Raw genomic sequence first — 23,929 nt, 5'->3', positions numbered from 1 at the left:
CCATGACCAGCCTGAAAGCTGAAGCCTTCATCCCACGCAGCCCGCGGGCCGAGCTGTTACACAGCTGTGCGCTGACCGACCTGACCGAACTGGCGCGGGTCGGGTTTCGCGGCGGGGACAGTGCGGTGTACCTGGAAGAGCGTGGCTACCGTTTGCCAACGCTGCCCAACCAGGCCTTGCGCCAGGATGACGGCGGCTGGGTCGCACGCCTGTCGGCCAGCGAGTACCTGTTGCTGGGCAGCTTTGCCGACCAGGGCGCACGGGTAGCTGAAGAAGAACAGACATGGGTGCAGGATGCCCGGCGCAACTATCTGCTGCCGCGACAGGACAGCCATGCCTGGTTGCAGTTGTCGGGGGAGTATTGCAGTGCGGTGATGGCCAAGTTGTGCGGGGTCGATTTGCGTCTGCAGGCGTTTCCCGTCGGTGCCGTGGCGCAGACCTCGGCGGCGCGGATCAATGTGATCGTGGTGAATGTCGGCAGTGATGAATTGCCGGCGTTGCAGTTGCTGTTCGACCGGGCGTCGCTGGCGTACTTCCAGGAGGCGGTGCTGGATGCCATGGATGAGTTCGCTGGCGGGTGGGTGGGGGTGGATCAGCTGATGCCTTGACCTGTGCTGGCTTCTTCGCGGGTAAAACCGCGAAGAAGCCAACGCGGTTTCAGAGCTGTTTCAGCCGCTCGCGCAGGAAGCTCACGAAACCCTGCACCGGCCGCGCCACCTGCCGGTGCTGGGGATACACCGCCGACAACTGCAACGCTGGCGGCACCCACTGGTCCAGCACCGTCACCAAGCGCCCTTGCGCCAGCGCCTGGCCGACGATGAAGGTTGGCAGATAGGTCACCCCCATCCCGGCAATCGCCGCGTCCCGCAGCAACTCGCCGTTATTCGCCCGCATCCGCCCGCTCACCTGAATCGCCTGGGTCTTGCCGCCCTGGCGGAACTGCCACTGCACTTGCCGCGAATGCCCATAGGGCAGGCAATCATGCCCGGCCAGGTCTTCCGGTTTCGCTGGCACGCCACGAGCTTCGAGGTACCCCGGGCTCGCGCAATACACCCGCTCGACATCGGCAATGCGCCGGGCAATCAGGCTGGAGTCCTCCAGCGCACCGATACGCAGCGCCAGGTCATAGCCCTCGCCGATCAGGTCCACCGGGCGGTCGCTCAGGTCCACCTCCACATCCACCTGCGGATGCAACTGCAGAAACTCGGTCAGCAGGCAGCCCAGGTGGGCCATGGCGAACGACAGCGGCGCACTCACGCGCAAGGTGCCGCGCAGGGCCTGGGCCTGGCCGCTGATGTCGTGTTCCACCTGTTGCACCTCGCCCAGCAGGCGCAGCGCCGACTGGTAGTAGTGCTGGCCCAGCGGCGTGGCGTCCAGGCGGCGGGTGGAGCGGTTGAGCAGGCGCACGCCGAGGCGCTCTTCGAGCTGCATCAAGCGGCGGCTGACCGATTGCTTGGACATGCCCAGGCGGTCGGCAGCGGCGGTGAAACTGCCAGCCTCCATGACCTGGGCAAAGATGCGCATGTCTTCGTAGGGGTTCATTGTCTCGCTCTTGATGACAGTCAAACGCTTTATAGCGGCTTTTTCCCGCCAATGCATCTCCTTACTCTACACACAGGTCGCAGCGATGGCCCTGAAGGCCAGGCAAGACGCCCATTACCAGCACTTACATAGAAAAGGATTCGCTCATGAACATTGTCCACAAAGCCCTTACCGCTTCGCTCCTCGCCCTGTCCGTGTCCAGCGCTTTCGCCGCTGGCAGCCCAGGCGTCGAACAGCACACCCAGGCCTTCCTCGAAGCGCTGGAGCAAGGTGGCGGCAAGCCGCTTGAACAGCTCAGCCCGAAAGACGCCCGCGCCGTGCTGACCGGTGCCCAGGCTTCGGTGAAGGTCGACCTGTCCGGTATCGAGGTCACGCAACGCACCATTCAGGCCAACGGCCAGTCGATCAAACTGCAGGTGGTGCGCCCGGCCCATGTCAAAGGTGAGCTGCCGGTGTTCATGTTCTTCCACGGCGGTGGCTGGGTGCTTGGCGACTTCCCGACCCACCAGCGGCTGATCCGCGACCTGGTGGTCGGCTCCGGCGCGGTGGCGGTCTATGTGGACTACACCCCATCGCCTGAATCGCACTACCCGACGGCGATCAACCAGGCTTACGCCGCAACCCAATGGGTGGCCGAGCACGGCAAGGAGATCGGTGTCGACGGCAAGCGCCTGGCCGTGGCCGGCAACAGCGTCGGCGGTAACATGGCAGCGGTAGTTGCGCTCAAGGCCAAAGAGGCCGGCACGCCAGCCCTGCGCTTCCAGTTGCTGCTGTGGCCGGTGACCGATGCCAGCTTCGAGACTGCGTCTTACCAGCAGTTTGCCGAGGGGCATTTCCTCACCACCGGGATGATGAAATGGTTCTGGGACAACTACACCCTTGATGCCAAGGCACGGGCAGAGATCTACGCCTCGCCGCTGCGGGCTAGCAGTGAACAGTTGAAAGGCTTGCCGCCAGCGCTGGTGCAAACCGCCGAGTTCGATGTGCTGCGCGATGAGGGTGAAGCGTATGCCCGCAAGCTGAATGCGGCAGGCGTGACGGTGACCTCGGTGCGCTACAACGGCATGATTCATGACTATGGCTTGCTCAATCCGCTGAGCCAGGTGCCAGCTGTGAAAGCAGCGATGCGTCAGGCGGCTGGGGAGTTGAAAGTGCATCTGCAGTGATCTGAGAGATACGAAAATACCCGCTTAGGCGGGTATTTTTGCTTTTCGCGTTTGGGCATAGAGGTGCCTGCCCAAGATTTACAGCGCCCATCAGATCGAGCGCCGAAACCCTCAAGGTGAACACCCCCAAGCACGACCAAATTGTCACCCAAAAGGAGACACTGAAACCAAACAAACCCTATTTTTCAGCATAAAAACTGACAGTAAGCTTCTCCCATCAACAGCCGACAGCCCTTTCAGCTCCGGCATTTCAAGGAGAATTCCCCATGCTCACCGTCCGTAACGCCCAAGACCGCGGCCTGGCCTTCCATGGCTGGCTGAAATCCTTCCACACCTTCTCCTTCGGCCATTACCGCAACCCGGACGAGCAAGGTTTTTCCGACCTGCTGGTGATCAACGACGACCGCGTCATCCCTGGCAAGGGCTTTGGCGAGCACCCGCACCGCGATATGGAGATTTTCTCCTACGTGCTCGAAGGCGCGCTGGAGCACAAGGACACCCTGGGCACCGGCTCGGTGATCCGCCCGGGCGATGTGCAACTGATGAGCGCCGGCCATGGTGTGGCACACAGCGAGTTCAACCACAGCCAGACGCAGCCGGTGCACTTCCTGCAGATCTGGATCGTGCCCAACGTCAAAGGGGCGACGCCGCGCTATCAGCAGCAGCACTTCAGTGCCGAGGAGAAACGCGGCAAGTTGCGCCTGATCATCTCGCCAGACGGTGCCGAGGGGTCATTGCAGGTTCAGCAGAACGCACGGGTGTATGCCGGGCTCTTCGATGGCGCAGAACACGCGACGCTGGCCCTGCCGGACAACCGCCATGCCTATGTGCATGTGGCTCGCGGCAGCATCGAGCTCAATGGCCAGGTGCTCAAGGAAGGGGACGGCGTGCGGGTGCGCCAGGAACAGCTGCTGGAGCTGGGCAATGGGGTGGATGCCGAGGTGCTGGTGTTCGACCTGCGGCCGCATGAATTGCCTGGCATGCCGTAAGCAGGATCGGCCTCATCGCGCGCTACGCTCGCTGCTACAGGTACAGCGCAATCCTGTGGAGCGAGCGGCGCTCGTTCTTAAGGTTCGAACCCTTCGACGATGATCACCTCAGCCATCGCCACCCCTTGGCGATGGCTGCAGGCCTCCTGGTAAAGCTCCGACCGGTAGCACGCCACCGCCTGCTCATACGAATCGAACTCGATCACCACGCTACGCTGTGGAGTGGGCCGCCCCTCCATTGCCTCGCTGCGCCCGCCGCGGGCCAGGAAGCGGCCACCGTATGCCTTGAAGGCAGCGGGGGCGCGCTGGGTGTACTGCTGATACTGCTCGGGGTCGGTGACGTCGACGTGGGCGATCCAGTAGGCCTTCATCCGCGGGTTCTCCTGTAGTAACGCTATTTGTGTATGATGGTATACCATAATAATCACCCCACCACAGTGAGCGTGCAACATGGCTTTCAACACCATCGAGGAACTTCTCGAGGATTACCGGCAAGGCAAGATGGTCCTGCTGGTGGACGACGAGGACCGGGAAAACGAAGGCGACCTGCTGATCGCCGCCGAGCGCTGTGACGCCCAGGCCATCAACTTCATGGCCCGCGAAGCGCGTGGCCTGATCTGCCTGACCCTGACCGACGAGCACTGCCAGCGCCTGGGCCTGGAGCAGATGGTACCGGCCAACGGCAGCGTGTTCAGCACCGCCTTCACCGTGTCGATCGAAGCCGCCAGCGGTGTCACCACCGGCATTTCCGCCGCCGACCGGGCGCGTACCGTGGCCGCCGCGATGGCAGCCGATGCCCGCCCCGAAGACCTGGTGCAGCCTGGCCACATCTTCCCCCTGCGCGCTCGCGAAGGCGGCGTGCTGACCCGTGCCGGGCACACCGAAGCCGGTTGCGACCTGGCCCGCCTGGCCGGTTTCGCCCCGGCCTCGGTAATCGTCGAAGTGCTCAACGATGACGGCACCATGGCCCGCCGCCCGGACCTGGAAGTGTTCGCCGCGCAGCACGGTATCAAGATCGGCACCATCGCCGACCTGATCCACTACCGCCTGAGCACCGAACAGACCATCAAGCGCATCGGCGAGCGTGAACTGCCGACGGTGCACGGTACGTTCCGCCTGGTGACCTACGAGGACCGCATTGAAGGCGGCGTGCACATGGCCATGGTCATGGGCGATATCCGCCGTGAGCAGCCGACCCTGGTGCGGGTGCACGTGATCGACCCGCTGCGCGACCTGGTCGGTGCCGAGTACGCAGGCCCCGCCAACTGGACGCTGTGGGCGGCGCTGCAAAAGGTGGCCGAGGAAGGTTGCGGGGTGGTGGTGATCCTGGCCAACCACGAATCCTCCCAGGCCCTGCTCGAACGCGTGCCGCAGCTGACCCAGCCGGTGCGGCCCTACCAGCGCGGGCAGTCGAAGGTGTATTCGGAGGTCGGTACCGGGGCGCAGATACTGCAGGACCTGGGCGTGGGCAAGCTGCGCCATCTGGGCCCGCCGCTGAAGTATGCAGGGTTGGCGGGTTATGAGCTGGAGGTCGTGCAGAGCATTCCCTTTGAGCCACACGTTTCAAGCTGAAAGCCTCAAGTGAAAAGCGGATCTGCGTAAATGCGCGATCCGCTTTTTTTTGCTTGCACCTCGCGGCTTGAAGCTTGCCGCTCAGGACGGAGTGATGGCCGGTAGCCTCATACCTCTTGCCAAAAGTTTGGAATACCATAATATGATATCCCGTAGACCTTGAATCTGCAGGCCGGCACCTACAATTACAAACGGCCACCAGACACTTTGTTTTAGCTGCTCCCCGAATACTGTTGGCGGGCGCACCAGAAGCCCCGCCTCGAATAACAAAAGCAACGAGGGCGTAACCATGCTGTTGAGCAAACGTGTAACCGCAGTGCTGTCCGCCAGCCTGCTGACCCTGGCATGTCAGGCCGCCCAGGCCGCTGACAGCCTGAATTTCGTCAGCTGGGGCGGTACCACCCAGGACGCCCAGAAAGAAGCATGGGCCGTCCCCTTCAGCAAAAACACCGACATCAAAGTCGTCCAGGACGGCCCCACCGACTACGGCAAACTCAAGGCCATGGTCGAGAGCGGCAACGTGCAATGGGACGTGGTCGATGTCGAAGCCGACTTCGCCCTGCGCGCCGCCAGCGAAGGCCTGCTCGAACCCCTCGATTTCAACCAGATCAAACGCGACAAGATCGACCCGCGCTTCGTCTCCGACCACGGCGTCGGCTCGTTCTTCTTCTCCTTCGTGCTCGGTTACAACGAAGGCAAGCTCGGTGCCAACAAGCCAGTCGACTGGACCGCGCTGTTCGATACCAAGACCTACCCCGGCAAACGCGCGCTGTACAAATGGCCAAGCCCCGGCGTACTGGAACTGGCCCTGCTGGCCGACGGCGTAGCGCCCAAGGACCTCTACCCGCTGGACCTGGACCGCGCCTTCAAGAAACTCGACACCATCAAGAAAGACATCGTCTGGTGGGGCGGCGGTGCCCAGTCGCAACAGCTGCTGGCCTCGGGTGAAGCGTCGCTCGGCCAGTTCTGGAACGGCCGCGTCTATGCCCTGCAGCAAGACGGTGCACCGGTGGGCGTGAGCTGGAAGCAGAACCTGGTCATGGCCGACTTCCTGGTCATCCCGAAAGGCTCGAAGAACAAGGACGCGGCCATGAAGTTCCTGGCCAATGCCAGCAGCGCCGAAGGCCAGGCCGCGTTCGCCAACAAGACCGCCTACGCCCCGGTGAACCTCGACAGCGTGGCCAAGCTGGACGAGAAACTCGCGCCAAACCTGCCGACCGCCTATGCCCAGGACCAGGTCACCCTGGACTTCGCCTACTGGGCGAAAAACGGACAGGCCATCGCCGCCCGCTGGAATGAGTGGTTGGTCAAATGAAAGTCGCCATCAACGCCCTGCATAACGCGCAAGGTGCCCCCACGGGCACCGGCGCCCCGGGAACGGCCCCACGCCGCGTGAGCCTGAGCCAGCGCTGGAAAGGCAGCCGCAACCTGCTGCCGGCCCTGCTGTTCCTCGGCCTGTTCTTCTTCGCCCCGCTGGTCGGCCTGTTGCTGCGCGGGGTGCTGGAGCCAACGCCGGGGTTGGGCAACTACGAGCAGCTGTTCGCCAACTCGGCCTATGCACGGGTGCTGTTCAACACCTTCTCGGTGGCCGGCGTGGTCACCCTGATCAGTGTGCTGCTGGGCTTCCCGCTGGCCTGGGCGATCACCCTGGTGCCCAAGGGCTGGGGCCGCTGGTTGTTGAACATCGTGCTGCTGTCGATGTGGACCAGCCTGCTGGCACGCACCTACTCGTGGCTGGTGCTGCTGCAGAGCTCGGGAGTGATCAACAAGGCGTTGATGGCCATGGGCATCATCGATACCCCGCTGGAAATGGTGCACAACCTCACCGGCGTGGTGATCGGCATGAGCTACATCATGATCCCGTTCATCGTGCTGCCGCTGCAGGCAACCATGCACGCCATCGACCCGATGGTGCTGCAGGCAGGCTCCATCTGCGGGGCCAGCCCGTGGACCAACTTCTGGAAGGTGTTCCTGCCGCTGTGCCGCTCGGGGCTGTTCTCCGGGGCGCTGATGGTGTTCGTGATGTCGCTCGGTTACTACGTCACCCCGGCCCTGCTGGGCGGGGCGCAGAACATGATGCTGCCTGAATTCATCATTCAGCAGGTGCAGTCGTTCCTCAACTGGGGCCTGGCCAGCGCTGCCGCCGCACTGCTGGTGGTGATCACCCTGGTGCTCTTCTACCTGTACCTGAAGCTGCAGCCGGAATCCCCGGTTGGCAACGCGAGGTAAACCGCCATGCTCCTGTCTCCCAATGCCATGGGCCGCCCGCTGCGTACGGGCCTGTACCTGACCACCGGGGTCATCGCGGCCTTCCTGCTGCTGCCGGTGGTGTTCATCGTGTTGCTGTCGTTCGGCTCGTCCCAGTGGCTGGTGTTCCCGCCACCGGGCTGGACCTTCAAGTGGTACGGCCAGTTCTTCTCCAACCCGGAGTGGATGGACGCCGCCCTGGCCAGCCTCAAGGTCGCCGTACTGACCACCATTGCCGCGGTGCTGCTGGGCCTGCCCACCGCCTTCGCCCTGGTGCGCGGCCGCTTCCCTGGCCGCGAAATGCTCTACGGGCTGTTCACCATGCCGATGATCGTGCCGCTGGTGATCATCGCCGTGGCGGTCTATGCGCTGTTCCTCAAGCTCGGCTACACCGGCACGCTGTTCGCCTTCGTGGTCAGCCATGTGATCGTCGCCCTGCCCTTCACCATCATCTCGATCATCAACTCGCTGAAGCTGTTCGACCAGTCGATCGAGGATGCCGCGGTGATCTGCGGCGCCTCGCGCCTGCAGGCGATCTTCAAGGTGACCTTCCCGGCGATTCGCCCGGGCATGATCGCCGGTGGCCTGTTCGCCTTCCTGGTGTCGTGGGATGAAGTGGTGCTGAGCGTGATGATGGCCAGCCCCGACCTGCAGACCCTGCCGGTGAAGATGTGGACCACCCTGCGTCAGGACCTGAGCCCGGTGATCGCCGTGGCCTCGACCCTGCTGATCGGCCTGTCGCTGCTTGTCATGATCATTGCCGCCGCCTTGCGCCGGCGCACCGAAGTCAACGCCTGAGCGTGCGGAGAAAACAACAATGAGTGCAGTCATCAAAGACAACGCCCACGGCAAGGCCCTGGTCAGCCTGCGTGGCCTGAACAAGCACTACGGCGATTTCACCGCCGTGGACAACCTCGACCTGGAGATCCAGGACGGCGAGTTCCTGACCTTCCTCGGCTCCAGCGGCTCGGGCAAGTCCACCACGCTGTCGATGCTGGCCGGCTTCGAAACGCCGAGCAGCGGCGAGATCCTGGTCGAAGGCCAGTCGCTGGTCAACGTGCCGCCGCACAAGCGCGACATCGGCATGGTGTTCCAGCGCTACTCACTGTTCCCGCACCTGAACGTGCGTGACAACATCGGCTTCCCGCTGGCCATCCGCAAGCTCGGCGCCGCCGAAATCACCAAGCGCGTCGACGCCATGCTCAAGCTGGTGCAGCTGGAGAAATTCGCCCACCGCAAGCCGTCGCAGATGTCCGGTGGCCAACAGCAGCGCGTGGCGATTGCCCGGGCGCTGGTGTACGAGCCACGCATCCTGCTGATGGACGAACCGCTCGGTGCGCTGGACAAGAAGCTGCGTGAAGACCTGCAGGACGAACTGCGCCAGCTGCACCGCCGGCTGGGCATCACCATCGTCTACGTGACCCATGACCAGGAAGAAGCCATGCGCCTGTCCCAGCGCATCGCCATCTTCAGCCATGGCAAGATCGTCGGCCTGGGTACCGGTTACGACCTCTATCAGAACCCGCCGAATGCCTTTGTCGCATCGTTCCTGGGCAACTCCAACTTCCTGCGCATCAAGGCCAGCAGCAACGGTGCGGGCAGTTTCGAAGGCCAACCGGTGGCGATTCGCCTGACCCCAGGCCTCAGCGCACAGCAAGATGCACTGATCATGGTGCGGCCGGAGAAAGCCTTGGCGCTGACTGCCGAGCAGGCCGCGCGCGAGCCATTGCCTGCGGGCTGGAACGAGGTCAGTGCCAAGGTCGGCGAAGTGCTGTTCCTGGGTGAGAGCCAGACCTGCCATGTGGTGACCGCAGGCGGTACCGAGCTGACGGTGAAAGCGCTGTCTGCCGCCGGGATGCCGATGCAGCCGGGGGATACCGTGAAAGTGCGCTGGGCGGTGGCCGATGCCTGCATCTATACCGAGTGGGCAGAGAGCGACCTGAGCAAGTCGGCCGGGGCGCATTGATGCCGGTGCGTGGGTGGCCTGGCTGTCACATTTCGGTCACCCCCGCGTCGTAATCTGCCGGGCAACGCTATGCCACAAGGTCGCCCGGCATGTTCCGCCTGCTGCTCCTGCTGCTTCCCCTGCTCCCGCTGACGGCCCTGGCCGAAACTGGCCACCTGCGTGTGCAAGGTTCCAACACCATTGGCGCGGCACTGCTGCCGGCGCTGGTGCAGGGGCAACTGTGGGCGCAAAAGGCGACGGAGGTACGGCAGTCAGCTGGCACAGTTGCGAACGAAACCGTGATCACCGCGCGCGATGCCCAGGGCCAGGCGCTGCGCATCGACATCGCCGCGCATGGCTCCAGCACGGGTTTCACCGCGCTGGGCCAGGGCAACGCCGACCTGGCCGCGGCCTCGCGCCCCATCAGCGACGCCGAGATGCGCCAGCTCAAGGCCTTGGGCGACCTGCGCTCGGCCAGTGCCGAGCAGGTCATCGGCCTGGATGGCGTGGCCGTCATCGTCCACCCCGACAACCCGCTGCCGCAACTGACCACTGCGCAACTGGCGCAGATCTTCTCCGGGCAAATCCTGCGCTGGGAGCAACTGGGCGTGAGCGGCGGGGACATTCACCTGTATGCCCGCGATGACCGCTCCGGGACCTATGAAACGTTCAAGGCGCTGGTGCTGGAGCCGCAGCATGACGAACTGGCCCGGCAGGCGCAGCGGTTCGAGTCCAGCGAAGCACTGGCCGGGCGGGTCGGCGCTGACCGCCAGGCCATCGGCTTCAGCAGCCTGGCAGCCGTGCACGGGGCCAAGGTACTGGCGGTGGCCGAGGGCGATGCGCCGGCCATGCTGCCGGATCGTCAGTTGGTGGCCAGTGAAGACTACCCGTTGTCACGACGCTTGTACTTCTACCTGCCAGCCAACGCCAAGCCCCAGGCCCGAGCGCTGGCAGACTTCGCCCAGAGCCCGGCCGGCCAGGCCATCGTCGCCGAACAGGGCTTCGTCTCGCAGCAGGTGATCGCACAAACGGTACCGGCGCAGGCCGACCTGCCGCCGCGCTACCGCAGCCTGGCCCAGCAGGCGCAACGCTTGAGCGTCAACTTCCGCTTCCAGGAAGGCAGCGCCAGCCTCGATAACAAGGCCCTGCGCGATGTGCAGCGGGTCAGCGAATACCTGCGCCAGGCCGGCAAGTTGCAAAACAAGGCGGTGCTGGTAGGTTTCGGCGACCCCAAGGAAACGCCCGGCCGTGCAGCCTTGCTGTCGCGCCTGAGGGCCCAGGCCGTGCGTCGCGAACTGGCGCGCGGTGGCGTCGAGGTGCTGGAGGTGACCGGCATGGGCGATGAGTTGCCGATCGCCGGCAACGACCGGGAACAAGGCCGCTTGCGAAATCGCCGGGTGGAAGTCTGGGTCTACTGACGGGCAAAGAAATGTAACAGCTCGGCACTCGGCATCACCGGGAAACGGGTCTAGGCTCAAGCCCATGTGATACCGGGCCCCTCTGACGGCTGCCGAGCCGTGATGTCGGATCACTGTTGCGATCTTAACTGGCAACGTCGACATTCAAGGAGGGGCTCATGGCAGCTCTGCAGACATTCCTCACCACCCCGTTTCTCGGTACCAGCACCTGGTTGTGGCTGGTGTTCATGGCCATCGTCATCGGCTTGCTGGTGCTCGACCTGGGCGTGCTGCACCGCCAGGACCGCGAGATCGAAATGCGTGAAAGCCTGCTGTTGTATTCGGGCTATTTCAGTGTCGGTGTGCTGTTCGGCCTGTGGGTCTGGCATGAACTGGGCGCGCAGTCGGCGCTGGAGTTCTACACCGGTTTCCTGGTCGAACAGTCGCTGTCGATGGACAACGTGTTCGTCATGGCGATGATCTTCGGCTTCTTCGCCATCCCCCGCCGCTACCAGCACCGGGTACTGTTCTGGGGCATTCTCGGGGTGGTGTTGCTACGTGCGATCATGATCGGCGTGGGGGCGGCGCTGGTGCAGAACTTTGCCTGGGTGCTCTACCTCTTCGGCGCCTTCCTGCTGTTCACCGGGGTGAAGATGGCCCTGTCAAAGGAAGACAGCCACCCAGACCTGGCCAACAACCCGATCTTGAAATTCGTCCGCCGGCATATGCGCGTGACCGACCAGATCCACGGCTCGCACTTCTTCGTACGCCTGACGCCACCCGGCGAAAGCCAGGCCCTGCGTTACGCCACGCCGCTGTTCCTGGCGCTGGTGTTGATCGAGCTGGCCGACCTGGTGTTCGCCGTCGACAGCGTCCCGGCGATTTTCGCCATCACCCAGGACCCGTTCATCGTCTACACCTCGAACATCTTCGCCATCCTCGGCCTGCGCTCGCTGTACTTTGCCCTGTCGGCGCTGATGCACCGGTTCGTCTACCTCAAGTATGCGCTGGCGCTGGTGCTGATCTTCATTGGCTGCAAGATCTTCTACCACGGCATGGTCGGCAAGGTGCCGGCGTTGCTGTCGTTGGGAGTGACGTTCGGGTTGTTGTTGGGTGGGGTGGTGGTTTCGCTGATCAAGACGCGGGGGGAGAAACAGCAACCGAGCGCCAGCGAACCTGTAGCGACCGGCAAGAAGGAAAACGACCCACACCTGAAAGTATGAGGTTTACCTGTACCGTCCTCTTCGCGGTGGTTCGCCGCGAAGAGGACGGTAGGCTTGCATCACCTTGCGCCGCGCAACATCTCCACCGGCACATACTTGCCGATCTCGTACTTGCCGATCGCCGCCCGATGCACCTCATCCGGCCCATCCGCCAGGCGCAGGGTGCGTTGCATGGCATACATGTAGGCCAGCGGGAAATCACCACTCACCCCTGCCCCGCCATGCATCTGGATCGCCCGGTCGATCACCTTCAATGCCACGTTCGGTGCCACCACCTTGATCTGCGCGATCTCGCTGCGCGCGACCTTGTTGCCGACGGTGTCCATCATGTAGGCCGCCTTCAGCGTCAGCAGCCGCGCCATGTCGATTTCCATGCGCGAGTCGGCGATCTTGTCGACGTTGCCGCCCAAGCGTGCCAAGGGTCGGCCAAAGGCCGTGCGCTCGACCGAGCGTTTGCACATCAGCTCCAGCGCGCGTTCGGCCATGCCGACTGAGCGCATGCAGTGGTGGATACGGCCTGGGCCGAGGCGGCCCTGGGCGATCTCGAAACCACGCCCTTCCCCAAGGACCACATTCTCATAAGGCACCCGAACGTTCTCGAACAGCACTTCGGCATGGCCGTGCGGCGCATCGTCATAACCGAACACCGGCAAGGGTCGGACTATCTTCACCCCCGCGGCATCGGTCGGCACCAGCACCATCGAGTGCTGCTGATGGCGCGGCCCGTCGGGGTTGGACAGGCCCATGAAGATCATCACCTTGCAGCGCGGGTCGCAGGCACCGGAGGTCCACCACTTGCGGCCATTGATCACCCACTCGTCGCCATCACGCACGGCGGTAGCGGCCATGTTGGTCGCGTCCGAGGACGCCACGTCCGGTTCGGTCATGGCGAATGCCGAGCGGATCTCGCCGCGCAGCAGCGGCTCCAGCCACTGGCGCTTCTGTGCCTCGCTGCCATAGCGCACCAGCACTTCCATGTTGCCGGTGTCCGGCGCCGAGCAGTTGAACGGCTCCGGCCCCAGCAACGAACGGCCCATGATCTCGGCCAGCGGTGCGTATTCGAGATTGCTCAGGCCGGCGCCGTACTCCGACTCGGGCAGGAACAGGTTCCATAAGCCCTCGGCGCGAGCCTTGGCCTTGAGCTCCTCCATGATCGCCGTTGGCTGCCAGCGGTCGCCCTCGGCGACCTGGCGCTCGAACACCGGTTCGGCGGGATAGACGTAGGCCTCCATGAAGGCGCTGACGCGCTCACGCAGTGCCTGGACCTTGGGCGAATAGGCGAAATCCATCGGGGTTACCTTCACGGTTCGAAGTACATGGGCAGAGCCTAGAGCAGCGGGCCTCGATCTACCTAGTCTATTTTCAGCGTGTATAAACATTCATAACCGATATATGATCGAGCCATAATTCCAACAAAGAGCGGCGCCATGAACCTCAGCAAGGTCGACCTCAACCTGTTCATCGTCTTCGACGCGATCTACACCGAAGCCAACCTGACTCGCGCCGGGCAGATCGTCGGTATCACCCAGCCGGCCGTGTCCAATGCCCTGTCGCGGCTGCGCGAAACCTTCAACGACCCGCTGTTCGTGCGTACCGCCCAAGGCATGGTGCCAACGCCCATGGCGCAGAACATCATCGGCCCGGTGCGCAATGCCCTGGCGCTACTGCGCACTTCGGTGCAGGAAAGCCGCATCTTCAACCCACAGCAGGCCAACAAGACGTTCCGCATCAGCATGACCGACCTCACCGAGGCGGTGATCCTGCCACCGCTGTTCCAGCGCCTGCGGCGCCTGGCTCCGGCGGTGCTGATCGAAAGCTTCCTGTGCAAGCGCCGCGAAACCACCAAGGAACTGGCCGCCGGGCGCCTGGACTTCGCCGTCGACGCGCCGCTGAACACCGACCCGCAGGTGCGCCACGTCAAGCTGATGCAGGACCGTTATGTCTGCGCGCTGCGCCAGGGCCACCCGCTGGCCGATACCAAGCTGACCCTCGACAACTACCTGGGCATGACGCACATCCATATCTCCAGCCGCCGCAACGGCCTGGGCTACGTCGACCTGGCACTGGGCAAGATGGGCGTGCAACGCAAGGTTGCGCTGCGCTCGCAGCATTACCTGATGGCTTCGCAGGTGCTGCAGCAGACCGACATGGCCATGACCGTGCCCGAGCGCTTTGCCCGCCGCCACCAGCTGCGTTTCCAGCCACTGCCGGTGGAGGTGCCACCGCTGGAGACGCACCTGTACTGGCACGAAAGCACCGACCAGGACCCGGCCAACCGCTGGATGCGCGAGCAGATCATCGAGTTGTGCGAGCGTGTGGTGGCCGAAGAAGAGCGTGCACTGGAGCCTGCCTGAAGCGCGCATGCCCCTGTGGGCTCGCCAGGGGCCCACAGATAGAAAAACATTTCCACTTGATCTAACCATAGAGAAAAATATTCTTCGTAAACTGGCCATCTGCAGCATAAAAGGCAAAATCATTTTCTCCCCAGCGCTTAGGCTAAATGCAACGATTGCTGACACCACGGCAACATTGCACGGACCCGCCCCATGCCTAGCGCCCCACTGTATTTCGACTATGCCGCCACCACTCCGGTCGATGACCGGGTCATCGAAACCATGCTCACTTGCCTCGGCCGCCAGGTTAACTTCGGCAACCCCGCCTCCAGTGGCCATGCCTACGGCCAGGCAGCACGCGAAGTGGTCGAGCAGGCCCGCCGGCAAGTGGCGGAACGGGTTGGCGCCCGCGCCGACGACATCGTCTGGACATCGGGCGCCACCGAGTCCAACAACCTGGCGCTCAAGGGCATCGCCCAGGGTTTGGCCCAGGGTTTGGCCCAGCCGGGCCACCTGATCACCAGCCAGCTGGAGCACAAAGCCGTGCTCGACACGGTGAAAGAACTGGAGCGCCAGGGCTGGGCCATCACGCGCCTGGCGCCGGACGCCAGCGGCCTGATCCAGCCTTATAGCGTGCAGGCAGCCCTGCGCGCGGACACCCGCCTGGTGTCGCTGATGGCCGTCAACAATGAATTGGGAACTGTCACCGATTTCGCCGCCATCGGCGAACGGGTGCGCGCCCATGGCGCCCTGCTGCATGTGGACGCGGCCCAGGCGGTCGGCAAGCTGGCCATCGACCTGCAGGCGATGGCGGTGGACCTGATGTCGTTCTCGGCGCACAAGGTGTACGGGCCAAAAGGCATTGGCGCGCTGTATGTCGGGCCTCGCGCCCGTGAGCTGATGTGCGCGCAGATCCATGGCGGTGGGCATGAGCAAGGGCTGCGTTCGGGTACCTTGGCGACGCACCAGATCGTCGGCATGGGCAGTGCCTTCGCCCTGGCCGGCGAGCCGGGTGACAGCGAGCACCAGCGTATCGAGCACTTGGCCAGGCGCCTGCGTGAAGGTTTGCTGGCTTTGCCGGGGGTCAGTCTCAATGGCTGTGCCCTGCAGCGGATTCCTCACACCCTGAACCTGTGCATCGAGGCCAATGGTTTCAACAGCATGGCCTTGGCCAGTGAACTGGCACTGTCGACGACCTCCGCCTGCAACTCGGCGAGCAACGCGGCTTCGCATGTGCTGTTGGCGCTGGGGCTGGATGAAGCGCGGGCACGCAAGAGCGTGCGGGTGAGTATCGGGCGGTTTACCACCGAGGCCGAGGTGGACACGGCGATCGCGGTGTTTGGGCGGGCTTTGACTGCGGCTTCTGCGGCATTGTGGTAGGGGGTTGGGGGGCGCTGCAAGGGCTGCGGCGCCCCCCCCAACGCCCCCCTACCTCAAAGGAAGGTAAACACCGTCGAAGCCGGCAGGCGCGACTTGTTCAACCCGGCATTGAAGTCAGCCTCGCTGCGATACCCCAGGCTCAAGATCACCACGCTGGTGTAACCTTGCTCGCGCAACCCGAGCTCAGCATCCAGCACCTTGCTGTCAAACCCTTCGATCGGCGTGGCATCCAGGCCATGAGCCGCTGCACCGAGCAGCGCGGTACCCAAGGCCAGATAGGTCTGCTTCTCCATCCAGTGCTGCAGGTCCTTCTGATCAAACCGGTGCAGGTCCACATAGCCGCGACGGCTCTGGTTCTGCCCTGCCCGTGCCTGCTCGTCGCGGAAGCGGCCATCGGCCTGTTCCTGGTCAAGGACCGCATTCAAGTGCGCCTCGGTCATCTCGGTGCGGGTGCAGAACACGATCACGTGCGACGCATCGAGAATCTTCGGCGAATTATAGGCAAAGCGGTCGTCGGTGGCCTTGGCCAGGCGGGCCTTGCCTTCGGCGCTGTCGGCGACGATGAAATGCCAAGGCTGCGAGTTGACCGAGGACGGGCTGTGGCGCAACTGTTCGAGCAACGCATCGACCGTGGCCTGGGGAATCTTGCGGGAGGCATCGTAGGCCTTGGTGGTGTAACGGCGCTTGGCCAGGGAAACAGTATCCATGCTGCAACTCCAATCAACGAAACGGGATTTGTCGCGCATCTTATCTTTCCTGAAAACCCGAAAAAGCAGCAGAATGCAGCAACACTTTCCCTTCTGGTGTGAAAATGCTCCGTTTCACCGACCTCGAACTGTTCGTGCGCAGCAGCGCCCTGGGCAGCTTCACCGCCGCCGCCCATGAGGCCGACCTGCTGCCCGGGCAAGTGGCCGCCGCGATCAAACGCCTGGAACGCGACCTCGACGTGCGCCTGTTCGCCCGCACCACCCGTAGCCTGCGCCTGACCGCCGAGGGCGAGCTGTACCTGCCCACCGCCCAGCGCGTGCTGGATACCCTGCGCCAGGGCCACGAACAGCTGCACGGCAGCCACAGCACCCTGCGCGGGGTGTTGCAGGTGTCTGCGCCTTCCGACATCGGCCGCAACCTGTTGCTGCCCTGGCTCAGCGCGTTTCGCCGCGAACACCCGGCACTGGGCCTGCGTTTGTTCCTTTCGGACCAGATGGCCGATTTCAGCCGTGACCCGGTGGACATCGCCATCCGCTATGGCCTCAACCAGGACGCCAACTACATCGCCCTGCCCCTGGCGCCGTGGAACCGCCGCGTGGTGGTGGCCTCCCCCGCCTACCTGGCCCGCCACGGCCGCCCCCGCACACCCGATGAACTGCAGCAACATGACTGCCTGCTGTACCTGCAGCACAACCGCGTGTACGACAAATGGCAGCTTGGCAACCGCACCGTGCAGGTGCGCGGGCCGCTGGTCAGCGACGATGCCGACGTGGTGCGGCGCTGGGCGCTGGAGGGTGAAGGTATCGTCTACAAGTCGTGGCTGGACGTCAGCACCAACATTGCCGCCGGCGAGCTGGAAATCCTGCTGCCGGACCACCAGGGCGAAGCCACGCCGGTGACGCTGGTGTGCCCACACCGCAAGCAGCTGTCGCCTGCGGTGACGCAACTGCACCTGTGGCTGCGCGAGCGCTTTGCCGCGCTGCAGCCTGCACAATTGTTCTAAACCCGCTGGCGCATCTGCGCTAAGGTGAACTGCCCTACCCGTCAGCAGCACAGCGCCATGAGCAACTGGATCGACCTCAAGCAAGACGCCGACACCGGCATCGAGTCGGTCCGCGCGCATTTTGTCGGCCATGCCTACGACCCACACTGGCACGACAGTTTCCTGGTCGGCTTTACCGAACAGGGTGTGCAGCAGTTCAACTGCCGCCGGGTGCGCCACCAGAGCACCGCCGGCCAGGTTTTCCTGCTCGAACCCGGCGACCTTCACGACGGCCACGCCCCGACCGCCGAAGGCTTCACCTACTCGACCCTGTACCTTGAGCCGAACTGGCTGGACACCGAGCTGCGGGCGCTGTTCGAGCAGGCGCCCGGCGACAGCCTGCCGCGCTTCGCCGACACCTTGTGCCACGACGAGCGCCTGGCCCGCGCCATCGCCCTGGCGTTCCAGGCGGTGCATGGCCAAGAGCTGCGCATCGTGCGCCAGACGGCCATGGACACGTTGCTGGCCGCCTTGACCGGCCACCTGCACTGGCGCAAGCGCCTCAACCCCGACCCGCGCCTGCCACTGACGGCACAGCGGGCGCGTGATTATCTGCACGCTCACTTCGACCAGGACATCAGCCTGGAGCAGGTTGCCCAGGCCTGCGGGGTCGACCGCTTCCGCCTGACCCGCGCCTTCAAGGCCGCTTTCGGCCTGGCGCCGCATGCCTACCTGATCCAGCTGCGGTTGGCCCGCGCCCGGCGCCTGCTGGCCCAGGGCCAGACACCAGCCGAAGTGGCCATGGCCCTGGGCTTTGCCGACCAGAGCCACCTGGGGCGCTGGTTCCGGCGTGCCTACAGGCTGACCCCCGCCGACTACCGGCGCCGCTGCTCAAACCTTCCAGACTGACAAGCTGCCAATGGCGACCATGGGGCCCTGATCATTCGGAGCCGTTCCCATGTCGCACTCGTTGCTGCCCTTCATTCTCTTCGCCCTGGTCTCGAGCATCAGCCCGGGGCCGACCAACCTGCTGATCCTCGCCCACGGCGCCCGGCAAGGCCTGCGCGCAAGCCTGGCGCCAATGCTGGCGGCCTGCGGTGCAGCGGCGGCAATCGTGTTGCTGGTCGGCCTGGGGCTGGGCGAGGCGCTGGTGCGTCATCCGCTGGCCCAGCAGGCGATGAGCTGGGCCGGGGTGCTGTGGTTGAGCTGGCTGGCCTGGCGCATGCTGCGCAGCGCTGGCGAGCCGCTGGATAGCGCAGGCGGCAAGCCGTTCGGCGCAGTCAGCGCGGCGTCGTTGCAGGTGGTCAACCCGAAGGTGTGGATGATGGCGGTGGCTGTGATTGGCGTGTTTGCGGCGCCGACGCTGCCGGTGTGGCAATTGGCGTTGGTGTTTCTGCTGATTGCCGTGCCGTGCATGGCGGTGTGGGCGGTGTTGGGGGCAGGCAGCGCGCGCTGGTTGCAGGCACCGGGGCGGTTGCTGTGGTTCAACCGGGGGTTGGCGGGGTTGCTGTTGGTATCGGCCTGGGCTGCCTTACTGAGCTGAAATTGAAGCTGTCTGTGCTGGCCTCTTCGCGGGTTCACCCGCGAAGAGGCCGGTGCAGGTAATCAGTGGCTCAAGGCCTCACGGAACCGCCGGGTACTGGCCACCGCCAGCAGCAACCCGACCACCGCCACACTCCCGCCAACCATACCGATATCGGCCACGCCCAGCTGGCTGCTGACGATACTGCCCAGCAACGCCCCGCCACCGATGCCGATGTTGTAGATACCGGAGAACAGCGCCATGGCCACGTCGGTGGCATCGGACGCCAGCTTGAGGGTCTTGGATTGCAGCGCCAGGCTGAAACTGAGAATCGCCACGCCCCAGAACATGCTCAACGCCGCAAACACATAGAAGTTGCCGGACAACGGCAGCAGCAACAGCAGGCAGGCCGCCAACACGCCGATCGAGCCCACCAGAAAGCCATGCGGGAAACGCTCGCTGTAACGGCTGAACAACAGCGAACCGAACACGCCAGCGCCACCGAACAACAGCAGCAACAGCGTGGTGCGCTCGCCACCGATCTGCGCCACGTGCAGGGCAAATGGCTCGATGTAGCTGTAGGCGGTGAATTGCGCGGTGATCACCAGGGTCACCAGCAGGTAGGTCACCACCAGCGCCGGGCGCTTGAACAGGATCGGCAGGCTGCGCAGCGAACCGGAATTCTGGCTCGGCAGCAACGGCAGCGACTTCATCAGGCACAGCATGGTCACCAGCGCCACGCCGGCAATGCTGAGGAAGGTGATGCGCCAGCCCAGCGCCTCGCCCACCACGCGCCCCAACGGGATGCCCAGCACCATCGCCAGGGTGGTGCCTGTCGCCAGCAACCCCAGCGCCTTGGCCTGCTGGCCTGGCGGTGCCACGCGCACGGCCAGCGACGCGGTGATGGCCCAGAACACGGCATGGGCCAGGGCGATGCCGATGCGGCTGACCAGCAGCATGGCAAAGCTTTGCGACAACCACGACAGCAGGTGGCTGAAGATGAACACCAGGAACACCAACAGCAGCAGGCGCCGGCGCTCGATATTGCGGGTGAGCAGCATCATCGGCAGCGAGGCCAGCGCCACCACCCAGGCATAGATGGTCAGCATCAGGCCGACCTGCGCGGTGGTCATGTCGAAGCTGCTGCCGATGTCACTGAGCAGCGCCACCGGCACGAACTCGGTGGTGTTGAAGATGAAGGCCGCCAGGGCCAGGGCGATCACGCTCAGCCAGCTACCGCCACCGGCAGTGGGCGGCAGGTGGGTGGGAATGGGTCCGTTCATGGGCAGGAATCTGTTCTCCGCAGGCAAGGCGAAAGGGCGCGCGTCAGGGGCCAAGTATCGGCCGCGCTGAGGCACGGGTTTGTTATTGGAAGGAATGCCTGCATGGTACGCGTCACGCCGGGGCCCCACAACCATGGCAGCCTTGGGCAAACCATGGCTGTCGAGGGTGCAGGGCCCCAGCGCCGTTTCAGGCAGCCATCAGCCCTGCAGGGTTGCCATGTCGATCACGAAGCGGTACTTCACATCGCCGGCGATCATGCGCTCATAGGCCTGGTTGATGTTGCGAATGTCGAGCATCTCGATGTCGCAACGGATGTCATGCGCGGCGCAGAAATCCAGCACTTCCTGGGTCTCGGCGATGCCGCCGATCAGCGAACCGGCCAACACCCGACGCTTCATCACCAGGTTGGCGGCATGCACGGCCGGGTCGATCGGCTCGATCAGGCCGACCAGGATGTGCACGCCATCGAACTTCAAGGTCTCCAGGTACGGGTTGAGGTCGTGCTGCACCGGAATGGTGTCGAGGAGGAAGTCGAAACGGCCAGCGGCGGCACGCATCTGCTCGGCATCGGTGGACACGATCACGTGGTCGGCACCCTGGCGGCGGGCTTCCTCGGCCTTGGCCTGGGAGCGGGTGAACAGCGTCACTTCGGCGCCCAGCGCCTTGGCCAGCTTGATGCCCATGTGGCCCAGGCCACCCATGCCGAGGATGCCGATCTTGTGGCCGGGACCGACGCCATGGTGCTTGAGCGGCGAGTAGGTGGTGATGCCCGCGCAGAGGATCGGCGCCGCGCTGGGCAGGTCCATACCGGCCGGGATGCGCACCACGAAGTGCTCGCTGACCACGATGCTGCTGGAGTAGCCGCCCATGGTGTTGCTGCCGTCAACCCGGTCCGGGGTGGCGTAGGTCATGGTCGGGCCTTCCAGGCAGTACTGCTCCAGGTCCTTGGCGCAGGCCTCGCAGTGGCGGCAGGAGTCGACCATGCAGCCGACGCCGACCAGGTCGCCGACCTTGTGCGAGGTGACCTGGGCACCCACGGCGGTGACCCGGCCGATGATCTCGTGGCCAGGCATCAGCGGGTACACGGCGATGCCCCACTCGTTGCGCGCCTGGTGGATGTCGGAGTGGCACACGCCACAGTAGAGGATCTCGATGGCAACGTCGTCCGGGCGCGGGGCGCGGCGTTCGAAGGTCATGGGGGCCAAGGGGCTGGTCGGGGTTTGGGCGGCGTAACCGATGGCGGTGTACATGCGGGACCTCACAGGGAAGTGAAACGATTCAGGCTGCGCATTCTGCTCGCCCTCGCCCTGCCCGCCCACGGCTGATTCTCCGGCATCCATGCCTGATCCTCCGAACCTGCCCGCGACCATCTGGCGCTGGCCTGCCAATCTGCGATGATGCAACTGTCTGATTCTCTGCCCTGGTTCATCATGCAACTGACCCGCCACGTCGACGCCAACGCCCCGCTGTGTTCGCTGATCCGCAGCCTGGCCACCCGCCCGGGCTTCGTGCCCACGCACCTGCCCCAGGTGCAGGTGCTGAGCTGGGACCACTATGTGGCCAGCAGCCCGCAGATCTACGAGCCGAGCCTGATGATCCTGGCCCAGGGCAGCAAACTGGCGCGCCTCGGCCCGCGCACCCTGGAATACGGCGCCGGGCATTACCTGGTGCAGGCGCTGTCGGTGCCGTTCATGTGCGAAACCTTTGCCACCGCCGACGAGCCGCTGCTGGGCGTGGCGGTGGACATCGACCGCGGCGTGCTCGGTGAACTGGTGCAGAGCATGGCCCTGGCACCGGACCCGGCCGTACAGGCGCAAACGCCACAGTCGATGACCTCGGCGGCGCTCGATGCCCCGATGCGTGAGTCGGTGGAGCGCCTGCTGCGCTGCCTGCAGGACCCGGTGGACGCCAAGGTGTTGGGCCCTGCGCGCATCCGCGAGGTGTTGTATACCGCGCTGCGCGGGCCTCAGGCCGGTGTGCTGCGGGCGCTGGTGGAGCAGCAGGGGCACTTCGCCCGCATCGGTGCGGCGCTGATGCACTTGCGCGAGCATTACACCGAGCCGCTGAGTGTCGAGGCCCTGGCCGCCTGCGCCAACATGAGCGTGTCGACCTTCCACGAGCACTTCAAACGCTGCACCGACATGGCGCCGATGCAGTACCTCAAGCGCCTGCGCCTGCTCAAGGCGCAGCAGATGCTGATCGGTGAAGGGCTAGGGGTGGCGCAGACGGCGCACCGGGTAGGCTACCAGAGCACCTCGCAGTTCAGCCGCGAGTACAAGCGCCAGTTTGCCCGCAGCCCAGGCGATGAACTGCCTTACCAGAGCCTGCCAGTCTGACCCCAACACGCATCACTGGCGCTCGACCATGGCCACGATGGCCGCCTGCAACTCGGCCTTGGCCTGCACCGCTTCAAGCTCCCCTGCCGCTGCTGCCTGCGACAGCGCCTCGGCCGCCCCCACCAGCAGGCGCATGCCCGCCGCACCAATCGCGCCACTGGGCGCAAATTCATCCAGTACCGCGCGGCACATGTCGAGAAATGGCTGTTCATACGCGCGTTTCAGGGCTTCCAGTTCCGGCGACCCTGCAAGTGCAGCTGACACACCGGGCATTTCGCGCCCCTGGCTGATCACGCAATCCACATACGCAGCCGCAATCACCCCGGCGCGCCCTGCCAAGGTCGCCGCACACCCTTCCAGCGCCCGCGCAAGCATCAGCGACTGGCGCGCATCGTAATCCTGGAACAACGCCGCCAGCAGCCCGGTGCGGGTCTCGAAATGGTCATACACCACCGGCTTGGTGACCCCGGCCTGCTCGGCCAGGCGGCCGAGGCTCAGGGCTTCAGTGCCTTCCTCGCGCACCAGCTGCCAGGCCACATCGAGCAGTTGGCGGCGCCGCTCATCGCGGGAAAGACGCTTGCGTGGCGGTGCCTTGTCATCGCTTGACATTGCTTACCTACTAAACGTAACTTACCAAAAGTAACTTACCTTGAGTATATAGCGCTCAAGGCAGCAGCGCACTTTCCCACTGGAGACACCCCCATGCAAGCGTTGATCGTCATCGGCCATCACGACCCCGAATCACTCACCCACGCTCTCGCCCGGCAGATTGCCGAAGGCCTGGCCAGCGCCGGCCACGGCAGTGAAATCGCCGACCTGGCCCGCGAGGGCTTCGACCCACGCTTTGGCCTGGCTGACCACGCGGTGCACCGCGGCCTGGCCGAACCTCCGGCCGACGTGCTGCTGGAGCAGGCCCGCATCGACCGCGCCGATGCCCTGGTGCTGGTCTACCCGATCTACTGGTGGTCGCTGCCAGCTCTGCTCAAGGGCTGGGTCGAGCGGGTGTTCAGCAATGGCTGGGCGTTCGACTACGGGAGCGGCGTCTTGATCAAGAAGCTGCGTGGCATGAAGGTCCATCTGGTCGGTGTCGCTGGCGCAGATACCGGTACATTCGAGCGGCATGGCTACAGCGAGGCCATGCGCGTGCAGATAGAACACGGCATCTTCGACTATTGCGGCGCCGAGGTGCTCAGTTCGAGCGTGCTGTATGACAGCGAGGGGCCGGATGCCGCATTGCACCTGCGTACCGCCCGCCTCTTGGGCGAGCAACTGTTCACCGCGGCACGCAGCCAGATTGCCTGAG

24 protein-coding genes are annotated in these 23,929 nt (G+C 64.5%); 17 read left to right on the top strand and 7 right to left on the bottom strand.

Features of this window, described 5'->3' with window-relative positions:
* Nucleotides 1-2: 2 nt before the first annotated feature.
* Complete coding sequence (locus ABE528_RS25635; RefSeq protein WP_346654433.1) at nucleotides 3-608, top strand: sarcosine oxidase; 606 nt, start codon at nucleotides 3-5, stop codon at nucleotides 606-608.
* Nucleotides 609-657: 49 nt separating this feature from the next.
* Here the strand turns inward: ABE528_RS25635 and ABE528_RS25630 are convergent, their stop codons facing one another.
* A complete protein-coding gene (locus ABE528_RS25630; RefSeq protein WP_346654432.1) occupies nucleotides 658-1,542 on the bottom strand; it encodes a LysR family transcriptional regulator in 885 nt (294 codons plus the stop codon).
* 146 nt (nucleotides 1,543-1,688) lie between these two features.
* On the opposite strand from ABE528_RS25630, the gene ABE528_RS25625 reads away from it, so the two are divergent.
* Complete coding sequence (locus ABE528_RS25625; protein ID WP_152956091.1) at nucleotides 1,689-2,708, top strand: alpha/beta hydrolase; 1,020 nt, start codon at nucleotides 1,689-1,691, stop codon at nucleotides 2,706-2,708.
* A gap of 266 nt (nucleotides 2,709-2,974) precedes the next feature.
* Nucleotides 2,975-3,697, top strand: coding sequence for a pirin family protein (locus ABE528_RS25620; RefSeq protein ID WP_346654431.1), 723 nt, complete (start codon nucleotides 2,975-2,977; stop codon nucleotides 3,695-3,697).
* Between the two features lie 77 nt (nucleotides 3,698-3,774).
* Here ABE528_RS25620 and ABE528_RS25615 read toward each other — a convergent pair whose 3' ends face one another.
* Nucleotides 3,775-4,068 (bottom strand): DUF1330 domain-containing protein, encoded by a 294-nt coding sequence (locus ABE528_RS25615; RefSeq protein WP_152956089.1) that lies wholly within the window; start codon nucleotides 4,066-4,068, stop codon nucleotides 3,775-3,777.
* A gap of 79 nt (nucleotides 4,069-4,147) precedes the next feature.
* Here ABE528_RS25615 and ribBA point away from each other — a divergent pair, with 79 nt between their 5' ends.
* From ribBA to ABE528_RS25580, 7 genes are all read left to right on the top strand, one after another.
* Nucleotides 4,148-5,269: a bifunctional 3,4-dihydroxy-2-butanone-4-phosphate synthase/GTP cyclohydrolase II gene (gene ribBA, locus ABE528_RS25610; RefSeq protein WP_346654430.1), complete on the top strand. Its 1,122-nt coding sequence runs from the start codon at nucleotides 4,148-4,150 to the stop codon at nucleotides 5,267-5,269.
* Between the two features lie 289 nt (nucleotides 5,270-5,558).
* The gene (locus ABE528_RS25605) at nucleotides 5,559-6,584 is read left to right on the top strand and encodes a polyamine ABC transporter substrate-binding protein (protein WP_346654429.1); all 1,026 of its coding nucleotides are present in this window, start codon (nucleotides 5,559-5,561) and stop codon (nucleotides 6,582-6,584) included.
* Nucleotides 6,581-7,498, top strand: coding sequence for an ABC transporter permease (locus tag ABE528_RS25600; RefSeq protein WP_152956086.1), 918 nt, complete (start codon nucleotides 6,581-6,583; stop codon nucleotides 7,496-7,498). The genes ABE528_RS25605 and ABE528_RS25600 overlap by 4 nt, the downstream gene beginning before the upstream one ends.
* A gap of 6 nt (nucleotides 7,499-7,504) precedes the next feature.
* Complete coding sequence (locus ABE528_RS25595; protein WP_152956085.1) at nucleotides 7,505-8,314, top strand: ABC transporter permease; 810 nt, start codon at nucleotides 7,505-7,507, stop codon at nucleotides 8,312-8,314.
* Nucleotides 8,315-8,333: 19 nt separating this feature from the next.
* The gene (locus tag ABE528_RS25590; RefSeq protein WP_152956084.1) at nucleotides 8,334-9,482 is read left to right on the top strand and encodes an ABC transporter ATP-binding protein; all 1,149 of its coding nucleotides are present in this window, start codon (nucleotides 8,334-8,336) and stop codon (nucleotides 9,480-9,482) included.
* An 89-nt stretch (nucleotides 9,483-9,571) separates the two neighbouring features.
* A complete protein-coding gene (locus ABE528_RS25585) occupies nucleotides 9,572-10,879 on the top strand; it encodes a substrate-binding domain-containing protein (protein WP_346654428.1) in 1,308 nt (435 codons plus the stop codon).
* Between the two features lie 158 nt (nucleotides 10,880-11,037).
* Nucleotides 11,038-12,081 carry a TerC family protein gene (locus ABE528_RS25580; protein ID WP_346654427.1) on the top strand — a complete coding sequence of 348 codons (1,044 nt, stop codon included), beginning with the start codon at nucleotides 11,038-11,040 and terminating at the stop codon, nucleotides 12,079-12,081.
* 59 nt (nucleotides 12,082-12,140) lie between these two features.
* On the opposite strand, the gene ABE528_RS25575 is transcribed toward ABE528_RS25580, so the two are convergent.
* Nucleotides 12,141-13,370 carry an acyl-CoA dehydrogenase gene (locus tag ABE528_RS25575; RefSeq protein ID WP_152956081.1) on the bottom strand — a complete coding sequence of 410 codons (1,230 nt, stop codon included), beginning with the start codon at nucleotides 13,368-13,370 and terminating at the stop codon, nucleotides 12,141-12,143.
* Nucleotides 13,371-13,508: 138 nt separating this feature from the next.
* Here ABE528_RS25575 and ABE528_RS25570 point away from each other — a divergent pair, with 138 nt between their 5' ends.
* Both ABE528_RS25570 and ABE528_RS25565 read left to right on the top strand, forming a co-directional pair.
* A complete protein-coding gene (locus tag ABE528_RS25570) occupies nucleotides 13,509-14,435 on the top strand; it encodes a LysR family transcriptional regulator (RefSeq protein ID WP_152956080.1) in 927 nt (308 codons plus the stop codon).
* 192 nt (nucleotides 14,436-14,627) lie between these two features.
* Nucleotides 14,628-15,794 (top strand): aminotransferase class V-fold PLP-dependent enzyme, encoded by a 1,167-nt coding sequence (locus tag ABE528_RS25565; RefSeq protein WP_346654426.1) that lies wholly within the window; start codon nucleotides 14,628-14,630, stop codon nucleotides 15,792-15,794.
* A 53-nt stretch (nucleotides 15,795-15,847) separates the two neighbouring features.
* Here ABE528_RS25565 and nfsB read toward each other — a convergent pair whose 3' ends face one another.
* Nucleotides 15,848-16,501: an oxygen-insensitive NAD(P)H nitroreductase gene (gene nfsB / locus ABE528_RS25560; protein WP_346654425.1), complete on the bottom strand. Its 654-nt coding sequence runs from the start codon at nucleotides 16,499-16,501 to the stop codon at nucleotides 15,848-15,850.
* A gap of 104 nt (nucleotides 16,502-16,605) precedes the next feature.
* On the opposite strand from nfsB, the gene ABE528_RS25555 reads away from it, so the two are divergent.
* The 3 genes from ABE528_RS25555 to ABE528_RS25545 are packed head-to-tail and all read left to right on the top strand — an operon-like array spanning nucleotide 16,606 to nucleotide 19,027.
* The gene (locus tag ABE528_RS25555) at nucleotides 16,606-17,505 is read left to right on the top strand and encodes a LysR family transcriptional regulator (protein ID WP_152956077.1); all 900 of its coding nucleotides are present in this window, start codon (nucleotides 16,606-16,608) and stop codon (nucleotides 17,503-17,505) included.
* A gap of 57 nt (nucleotides 17,506-17,562) precedes the next feature.
* Nucleotides 17,563-18,393, top strand: coding sequence for an AraC family transcriptional regulator (locus ABE528_RS25550; RefSeq protein ID WP_152956076.1), 831 nt, complete (start codon nucleotides 17,563-17,565; stop codon nucleotides 18,391-18,393).
* Nucleotides 18,394-18,442: 49 nt separating this feature from the next.
* Nucleotides 18,443-19,027, top strand: coding sequence for a LysE family translocator (locus ABE528_RS25545; protein WP_346654424.1), 585 nt, complete (start codon nucleotides 18,443-18,445; stop codon nucleotides 19,025-19,027).
* A 62-nt stretch (nucleotides 19,028-19,089) separates the two neighbouring features.
* On the opposite strand, the gene ABE528_RS25540 is transcribed toward ABE528_RS25545, so the two are convergent.
* Nucleotides 19,090-20,289, bottom strand: a complete 1,200-nt coding sequence (locus tag ABE528_RS25540; protein WP_346654423.1) for a sugar transporter — start codon at nucleotides 20,287-20,289, stop codon at nucleotides 19,090-19,092.
* Between the two features lie 198 nt (nucleotides 20,290-20,487).
* A complete protein-coding gene (gene calA, locus ABE528_RS25535; protein ID WP_152956073.1) occupies nucleotides 20,488-21,540 on the bottom strand; it encodes a vanillin reductase in 1,053 nt (350 codons plus the stop codon).
* A 180-nt stretch (nucleotides 21,541-21,720) separates the two neighbouring features.
* On the opposite strand from calA, the gene ABE528_RS25530 reads away from it, so the two are divergent.
* Entirely contained in the window at nucleotides 21,721-22,626 is a 906-nt protein-coding gene (locus tag ABE528_RS25530) for an AraC family transcriptional regulator (RefSeq protein WP_346654422.1), read from the top strand.
* A gap of 12 nt (nucleotides 22,627-22,638) precedes the next feature.
* Here ABE528_RS25530 and ABE528_RS25525 read toward each other — a convergent pair whose 3' ends face one another.
* Nucleotides 22,639-23,235: a TetR/AcrR family transcriptional regulator gene (locus tag ABE528_RS25525; RefSeq protein ID WP_346654421.1), complete on the bottom strand. Its 597-nt coding sequence runs from the start codon at nucleotides 23,233-23,235 to the stop codon at nucleotides 22,639-22,641.
* Nucleotides 23,236-23,328: 93 nt separating this feature from the next.
* Here ABE528_RS25525 and ABE528_RS25520 point away from each other — a divergent pair, with 93 nt between their 5' ends.
* Nucleotides 23,329-23,928, top strand: coding sequence for an NAD(P)H-dependent oxidoreductase (locus ABE528_RS25520; RefSeq protein WP_152956070.1), 600 nt, complete (start codon nucleotides 23,329-23,331; stop codon nucleotides 23,926-23,928).
* The last annotated feature ends 1 nt before the right edge of the window (nucleotide 23,929 follow it).

Origin of the sequence: Pseudomonas sp. TWI628 (assembly GCF_039673865.1) — a bacterium.
Lineage (GTDB): Bacteria > Pseudomonadota > Gammaproteobacteria > Pseudomonadales > Pseudomonadaceae > Aquipseudomonas.
The sequence above is the reverse complement of the archived record's forward strand: the minus strand, read 5'-3'. Positions and strand labels throughout refer to the sequence as shown.

Excerpts from the sequence above, each read along its gene's own strand:
- ABE528_RS25635 (WP_346654433.1), top strand. The coding sequence starts at position 3 with ATGACCAGCCTGAAAGCTGAAGCCTTCATCCCACGCAGCCCGCGGGCC.
- ABE528_RS25630 (WP_346654432.1), bottom strand. The coding sequence starts at position 1,542 with ATGAACCCCTACGAAGACATGCGCATCTTTGCCCAGGTCATGGAGGCT.
- ABE528_RS25625 (WP_152956091.1), top strand. The coding sequence starts at position 1,689 with ATGAACATTGTCCACAAAGCCCTTACCGCTTCGCTCCTCGCCCTGTCC.
- ABE528_RS25620 (WP_346654431.1), top strand. The coding sequence starts at position 2,975 with ATGCTCACCGTCCGTAACGCCCAAGACCGCGGCCTGGCCTTCCATGGC.
- ABE528_RS25615 (WP_152956089.1), bottom strand. The coding sequence starts at position 4,068 with ATGAAGGCCTACTGGATCGCCCACGTCGACGTCACCGACCCCGAGCAG.
- ribBA (WP_346654430.1), top strand. The coding sequence starts at position 4,148 with ATGGCTTTCAACACCATCGAGGAACTTCTCGAGGATTACCGGCAAGGC.
- ABE528_RS25605 (WP_346654429.1), top strand. The coding sequence starts at position 5,559 with ATGCTGTTGAGCAAACGTGTAACCGCAGTGCTGTCCGCCAGCCTGCTG.
- ABE528_RS25600 (WP_152956086.1), top strand. The coding sequence starts at position 6,581 with ATGAAAGTCGCCATCAACGCCCTGCATAACGCGCAAGGTGCCCCCACG.
- ABE528_RS25595 (WP_152956085.1), top strand. The coding sequence starts at position 7,505 with ATGCTCCTGTCTCCCAATGCCATGGGCCGCCCGCTGCGTACGGGCCTG.
- ABE528_RS25590 (WP_152956084.1), top strand. The coding sequence starts at position 8,334 with ATGAGTGCAGTCATCAAAGACAACGCCCACGGCAAGGCCCTGGTCAGC.
- ABE528_RS25585 (WP_346654428.1), top strand. The coding sequence starts at position 9,572 with ATGTTCCGCCTGCTGCTCCTGCTGCTTCCCCTGCTCCCGCTGACGGCC.
- ABE528_RS25580 (WP_346654427.1), top strand. The coding sequence starts at position 11,038 with ATGGCAGCTCTGCAGACATTCCTCACCACCCCGTTTCTCGGTACCAGC.
- ABE528_RS25575 (WP_152956081.1), bottom strand. The coding sequence starts at position 13,370 with ATGGATTTCGCCTATTCGCCCAAGGTCCAGGCACTGCGTGAGCGCGTC.
- ABE528_RS25570 (WP_152956080.1), top strand. The coding sequence starts at position 13,509 with ATGAACCTCAGCAAGGTCGACCTCAACCTGTTCATCGTCTTCGACGCG.
- ABE528_RS25565 (WP_346654426.1), top strand. The coding sequence starts at position 14,628 with ATGCCTAGCGCCCCACTGTATTTCGACTATGCCGCCACCACTCCGGTC.
- nfsB (WP_346654425.1), bottom strand. The coding sequence starts at position 16,501 with ATGGATACTGTTTCCCTGGCCAAGCGCCGTTACACCACCAAGGCCTAC.
- ABE528_RS25555 (WP_152956077.1), top strand. The coding sequence starts at position 16,606 with ATGCTCCGTTTCACCGACCTCGAACTGTTCGTGCGCAGCAGCGCCCTG.
- ABE528_RS25550 (WP_152956076.1), top strand. The coding sequence starts at position 17,563 with ATGAGCAACTGGATCGACCTCAAGCAAGACGCCGACACCGGCATCGAG.
- ABE528_RS25545 (WP_346654424.1), top strand. The coding sequence starts at position 18,443 with ATGTCGCACTCGTTGCTGCCCTTCATTCTCTTCGCCCTGGTCTCGAGC.
- ABE528_RS25540 (WP_346654423.1), bottom strand. The coding sequence starts at position 20,289 with ATGAACGGACCCATTCCCACCCACCTGCCGCCCACTGCCGGTGGCGGT.
- calA (WP_152956073.1), bottom strand. The coding sequence starts at position 21,540 with ATGTACACCGCCATCGGTTACGCCGCCCAAACCCCGACCAGCCCCTTG.
- ABE528_RS25530 (WP_346654422.1), top strand. The coding sequence starts at position 21,721 with ATGCAACTGACCCGCCACGTCGACGCCAACGCCCCGCTGTGTTCGCTG.
- ABE528_RS25525 (WP_346654421.1), bottom strand. The coding sequence starts at position 23,235 with ATGTCAAGCGATGACAAGGCACCGCCACGCAAGCGTCTTTCCCGCGAT.
- ABE528_RS25520 (WP_152956070.1), top strand. The coding sequence starts at position 23,329 with ATGCAAGCGTTGATCGTCATCGGCCATCACGACCCCGAATCACTCACC.